Source organism: Inquilinus sp. OTU3971 (assembly GCF_038440215.1).
On sequence record NZ_JASATH010000319.1, the window covers coordinates 1 to 5073 of the forward strand.

The 5073-nt window shown below is 71.1% G+C and carries 4 protein-coding genes; all 4 read right to left on the reverse strand.

Translation table 11 applies throughout. From position 1 onward, the window contains the following. Window positions 1-105: 105 nt before the first annotated feature. From AAHM41_RS38730 to AAHM41_RS38745, 4 genes are read right to left on the reverse strand one after another with little or no spacing between them, the layout of a single operon-like run. Window positions 106-1647, reverse strand: coding sequence for a glycerol-3-phosphate dehydrogenase (locus tag AAHM41_RS38730; protein WP_342241969.1), 1542 nt, complete (start codon window positions 1645-1647; stop codon window positions 106-108). A gap of 6 nt (window positions 1648-1653) precedes the next feature. After that, window positions 1654-2313, reverse strand: a complete 660-nt coding sequence (locus AAHM41_RS38735; protein ID WP_342241970.1) for a class II aldolase/adducin family protein — start codon at window positions 2311-2313, stop codon at window positions 1654-1656. Window positions 2314-2328: 15 nt separating this feature from the next. Further along, on the reverse strand, window positions 2329-3366 hold the full coding sequence (locus AAHM41_RS38740) for a 2-hydroxyacid dehydrogenase (RefSeq protein ID WP_342241971.1): 1038 nt from the start codon (window positions 3364-3366) through the stop codon (window positions 2329-2331). Then, a complete protein-coding gene (locus tag AAHM41_RS38745) occupies window positions 3363-4925 on the reverse strand; it encodes an FGGY-family carbohydrate kinase (protein ID WP_342241972.1) in 1563 nt (520 codons plus the stop codon). The genes AAHM41_RS38740 and AAHM41_RS38745 overlap by 4 nt, the downstream gene beginning before the upstream one ends. Window positions 4926-5073 lie beyond the last annotated feature (148 nt).

Below are 5073 nucleotides of genomic sequence, written 5' to 3' on the forward strand. Positions count from 1 at the left end.
CGTGGCCAACTCGTTCGGTCTCGCGGTGCGAACCCCCTCCCCCTATCCCCCTCCCGCAAGGGGAGGGGGGACTAGAAAGGGACAGGGGAGAGGCTACGGCGACCATCACCGCCCCGCCGCCTGCGCGGCCGGGGCTGGTGCAGCCTCCAGCCATTGGGTGAAGGCCGCGGTCTCGGCGGGCGACAGGTGCAGCCCGTGCTTGGTGCGGCGCCACAGGATGTCCTCGGCGTCTTCGGCCCATTCCTGGGCGCGGAGCCACGCGACTTCACGCTCGTACAGCGACCCGCCGAAATGCCGGCCGAGATCGGCCGTCGACCGGGCGCCGTCCAGCAGCGCATCGGCCCTTGTGCCGTAGAGCCGGCCGTAGTGCAGGGCCAGGTCTTCCGGCAGCCAGGGATGGCGCCGGCGGAACTCCGCCAACCAGCGCTCGAAATCGGGCATGTCGCCGCCGGGCAGCGGCGCCGCCGCGGTCCAGGCCGGGCCCATCGCCGGGAAGAAGGGCCGCAGGCGGTCCAGCGCGTGCTCGGCCAGCTTGCGGAAGGTGGTGATCTTGCCGCCGAACACGGAGAGGATCGGCGCCCGGCCGCCCTCGTCGTCGACGTCGAAGACATAGTCGCGGGTCACGGCCGAGGGGTTGGCGGCGTCGTCGTCGAACAGCGGCCGCACCCCGGCAAAGGAATGCACCACGTCCTGCGGCCCGATCTGGCGCTGGAAGGCGCGGTTCAGCACGCCGCAGAGATACTCGATTTCCGCCGGGTCGACCGCCACCTGGTCGGGGTCGCCGGTCTGTGGGATGTCGGTGGTGCCGATCAGCAGATAGCCGTGCTCATAGGGGTTGATGAAGATCACCCGCTTGTCGGTGTTCTGCACCAGATAGGCTTGCAGCCCGTCATAGAACTTCGGCACCACGATGTGGCTGCCGCGCACCAGCCGGATCTTCTTGCCCGATTTGAGGCCGGCCGCGCCGGTCAGCACCCGGTCGACCCAGGGCCCGGCGGCATTGGCCACGGCGCGGGCGACGACCTGCCGCTCGGCCCCGCCGCCGGCCGGGCGCAGCACCGCATGCCACAGCCCGTCGCGCCGCCGCAGCGACACGCATTCGGTGCGGATCAGGATCTCCGCGCCGCGCTCGGCCGCGCCGATCGCGTTCAGCACCACCAGCCGGGCGTCGTCGACCCAGCAGTCGGAATATTCGAAGCCGCGGCGGAAGCGGTCCTGCAGCGGCTTGCCCTCGGGGTCGCGATGCAGGTCCAGGCCGCGGCTGGCCGGCAGCCTCTTGTGGCCGCCGAGATGGTCGTACAGGAGCAGCCCCAGCCGCAGCAGCCAGGCCGGGCGCAGGAAGCTGTCATGCGGCAGCACGAAGCGCATCGGCCAGATGATGTGCGGCGCCGCGGCCAGCAGCACCTCGCGCTCGATCAGCGCCTCGCGCACCAGCCGGAACTCGTAGTATTCGAGATAGCGCAGGCCGCCATGCACCAGCTTGCCGCTGCGGCTCGACGTGCCTTCGGCCAGGTCGCCCTTCTCGCACAGCAGCACCGACAGGCCGCGCCCGACCGCGTCGCGGGCGATGCCGGCGCCGTTGACGCCGCCGCCGACCACCAGCAGGTCGACGACGGCCCCGTTACGCTGTTCCGCTCCGTCCGCCATCTGTGCTCAGGCCGCCTGCTTCTTCGGGCGCGGGCCGTAATCCTTGAACTTCTCGATCACCCGGTCGATCTCGTCGTCCGGCAGGCATTTCGGGCCGCCCAGCATCAGCGTGTAGACGTATTGCTTGGCCAGGGTCTCGACCTCGACCGCCAGCCACATCGCCTTGCCCAGGGTCGCGCCGGTGGCGATCAGCCCGTGATTGGCCAGCAGGCAGGCGGTGCGGCCCTGCAGCGCCGCGATGGCATGCTCCGACAGCTCCGGCGTGCCGTAGGTGGCGTAGGGCGCGCAGGGGATCGAGTTGCCGCCGCCGCAGGCGATCATGTAGTGCAGCGCCGGGATCTCCTGGTGCCGGATCGCCAGGATGGTCGAATACATCGGGTGGCAGTGGACGATGGCGTTCACCTCCGGCTTGCGGCGGTGGATGTCGAGATGGAAGCGCCATTCGGAGGAGGGGCGGTGGTCGCCATGCTCCCAGCTGCCATCCATCCTCATGGCGACGATGTCGTCCGGCGTCATCTCGTCATAGGGCACGCCGGTCGGGGTCACCAGGATGCCGTCGCCCCAGCGGGCGCTGATGTTGCCGGAGGTGCCCTGGTTCAGCCCGTTGGCGTTCATCTGCCGGCAGGCTTCGACGATTCTGGTGCGGAGTTCGATCTCGGTGGTCATGGCGGTTCCTAAGGGTCAGCAGAGGCGGAGCAGGGGTTCACCGGCCAGATAGCGCCGGACGTCCTCGGCGATCAGCCCGGCGGCGTAGGTGACGGTCTTCACCGAGGCGCCGGCGATGTGCGGGGTCAGGGTGACGTTGGGCAGCTTCAAGAGCGGCCAGTCCTCCGGCGGCGGCTCGACCGCGAAGGTCTCCAGCATCGCGCCGCGCAGCTTGCCGCTGACCAGCGCGTCGTAGAGCGCGTCGTAATCGACCAGCGGGCCGCGTGCGGTGTTGACGAAGACCGCCCCGTCCTTCATCGCCGCAAACGCCTCGGCGCCGATCATGCCGGTGGTCTCGGCGGTCACGCGCGGATGCAGCGTCACCACGTCGCTCTCGGCCAGCAGCGTCTCCAGCGGCACCTGCTGCACGCCGTCAGCGCTGTCGGCGGGGTCGAGCTGGACATAGGGGTCGGTCACCAGGATGCGGCAGCCGAAGGCCTTCAGCAGGCGCACCACCTTGGTGCCGACATGGCCGTAGCCGATCACGCCGACCGTCATCTCCGACAGCTCGCGGCCGGTGATGTCGGCGCGATACAGGTCGCCGCGCCATTGGCCCTGCGATAGCGCGGTGTGGCCGCGGGTGATCAGCCGGGTCTCGGCCAGGATGGCGCCGATGGTGAACTCGGCCACCGCGCTGGCGTTGCGGCCGGGGGCGTTGACCACCTTCACGCCGCGCGCCTTGGCCGCCTTCATGTCGATGTTGACCGGCCCGCCGCGGCTGACCCCGATCAGCTTGAGGTCCGGCAGCCGCTCCAGCATGCCGGCCGAGATCGGCGCCAGATGGGTGACCAGGATCTCGGCGTCGCCGATGAACTCGACGATCTCGTCCGGGTCGCCCATGAACTCCTTCAGCCCGTCCAGCCCGGTGCCGGCATAGCCATGCACCATCGGCTCGTCCGGCCAGGGCTGCTCCAGTGTTCGGATGTCGAGCGCGGCCGGAATCTTCTCCAGCGCTTCCACGAACAGGCTGGGCAGCATGAAGCGGTCGCCGATCACGGCGATGCGTCGGGTCATCCTTCGGTCCTCAGGTCTTCCAGGGCGTGCCAGATGGGGCGCAGGCTGCGGTAGCTGGCGCGGTACTGCGGGAACAGGCGGTCATAGTGCGCGACCAGCGCCGGGTCGGGCGCCTCGGCCTCGGCCAAGAGCGGCGTCACCCAGCGGGCGCAGGCGGCGTCGATGTCGGGCAGGATGCCCAAGCCCAGCGCCGCCACCATGGCCGCGCCGGCGGCGCCGACCTCCTCGCGCTTTACCAGGCGGATCGGCGCATTGGCGGCGGCGGCGACGATGGCGCGCACGGTGGCGCTGCGCGCCGCGCCGCCGGCCATGCGGATCTCGGCCGGCGTGCCGCCCACCGCCTCGTAGCAGTCGCGGGTGGCGAAGCCGAGGCTCTCATAGATCGCGCGCATCAGGTCGCCGGCGCCGGCGGTGCCGGACAGGCCGATGACCGAGGCGCGGGCGGCGCTGTCGACGAAGGGTCCGCGCTCCCCCGCCTCGGCAATGAAGGGGTGGTACAACAGCCGCCCCGGCTTGGCTGCCGCGGCCTTGGCGTCGAGCAGGCGGATCAGGTCGGACCGCTTCGGCAGTGTCGCGCCGGCCGCCTCCGCCACCTCCTCGACCACGCCGCACAGCCAGTCGATGTTCAGCGTCGCCGCCATGTTTGAGACCATGGAGACATAGCTGCCCGGGACGATGAACGGCATGGTGTAGCCGACCTCCTCGCCTAGCGTCACCTGGTCGGCCCCGAACACCAGCCGCATATGCGCGCCGGTCGAGCCCAGCACGGTGAAGCCGGCGCGGCCCTCCGGGTCGTAGAGGCCGGAGCCGAGCGCGCCGCACAGCAGGTCGACCGGGGCCAGCACCACCGGAGTGCCGGCGGGCAGGCCGGTCGCGATCGCGGCCTGGGGTGTCAGCGCCGAATTCTGGCGGGCGCCGTCGACCATCGACGGCAGCAGCCGGGCCTCGTCCTGCAGCCCGAACAGCTCCAGCACCTCCGGCGCGTACTCCCGGCGGCGGTAGTCGCCGAAGGTGAAGGTGCCTTCCGAGACGTCGGTCGCCCGATCGCCGGTCATCCGGAAATACAGCCAGTCCTTGCAGTGGAAGGCGGTGGCGGCCCGGGCCAGCGCCTCCGGCCTATGCCGCTTCAGCCACAGCAGCTGGCCGGACTGGTTCGACATGTTCAGCATGGTGCCGGTGAAGCGCTGCACCGCCTTGGCTGTGCCGCTCCGGTGCAGCTCGGCCACGATCGGGCCCGACCGGCCGTCATGCCACAGCATGGCGCGGCCGACCGGCTCGCCGTCGCGGTCGATCAGCCAGGTGCCGTCGCCCTGGCCGGTCACGGCGAGGCCGGCCACGCGCAGGCTGCGCGCCTCCAGCTTGGCCGCCAGCTCGCGCAGCACCAGCGCCGCGTCATCCCAGGTGCGGCCGAACTCCTGCTCCATGCCGGCGCCGTCGACCGGGATCGTGGTGTTCGGCCGTGCCGCATGCTCGACCGGCGCGCCGTCCAGGTCGAAGGCCACCGCCTTGACCACCGAGGTGCCGGAATCGAGGCCGATCAAGACGTCCCGGCCGCTCATGCGAGGCCCCCGGATGTCGAGCTGCCATGCATTGCCTCGCCCGCAAGCGAGGCCTCTTTACTCTTGTCCCCCCTCCCCTTGCGGGAGGGGGGTAGGGGGAGGGGTGTGGGGGGGGGCGCCCGCGGCATGGGGGGGGGGGGGGGGGGGG

What these genes read in the sequence shown, in the direction of transcription:
- AAHM41_RS38730 (WP_342241969.1), bottom strand. Translation starts at nt 1,647, where the DNA reads ATGGCGGACGGAGCGGAACAGCGTAACGGGGCCGTCGTCGACCTGCTG.
- AAHM41_RS38735 (WP_342241970.1), bottom strand. Translation starts at nt 2,313, where the DNA reads ATGACCACCGAGATCGAACTCCGCACCAGAATCGTCGAAGCCTGCCGG.
- AAHM41_RS38740 (WP_342241971.1), bottom strand. Translation starts at nt 3,366, where the DNA reads ATGACCCGACGCATCGCCGTGATCGGCGACCGCTTCATGCTGCCCAGC.
- AAHM41_RS38745 (WP_342241972.1), bottom strand. Translation starts at nt 4,925, where the DNA reads ATGAGCGGCCGGGACGTCTTGATCGGCCTCGATTCCGGCACCTCGGTG.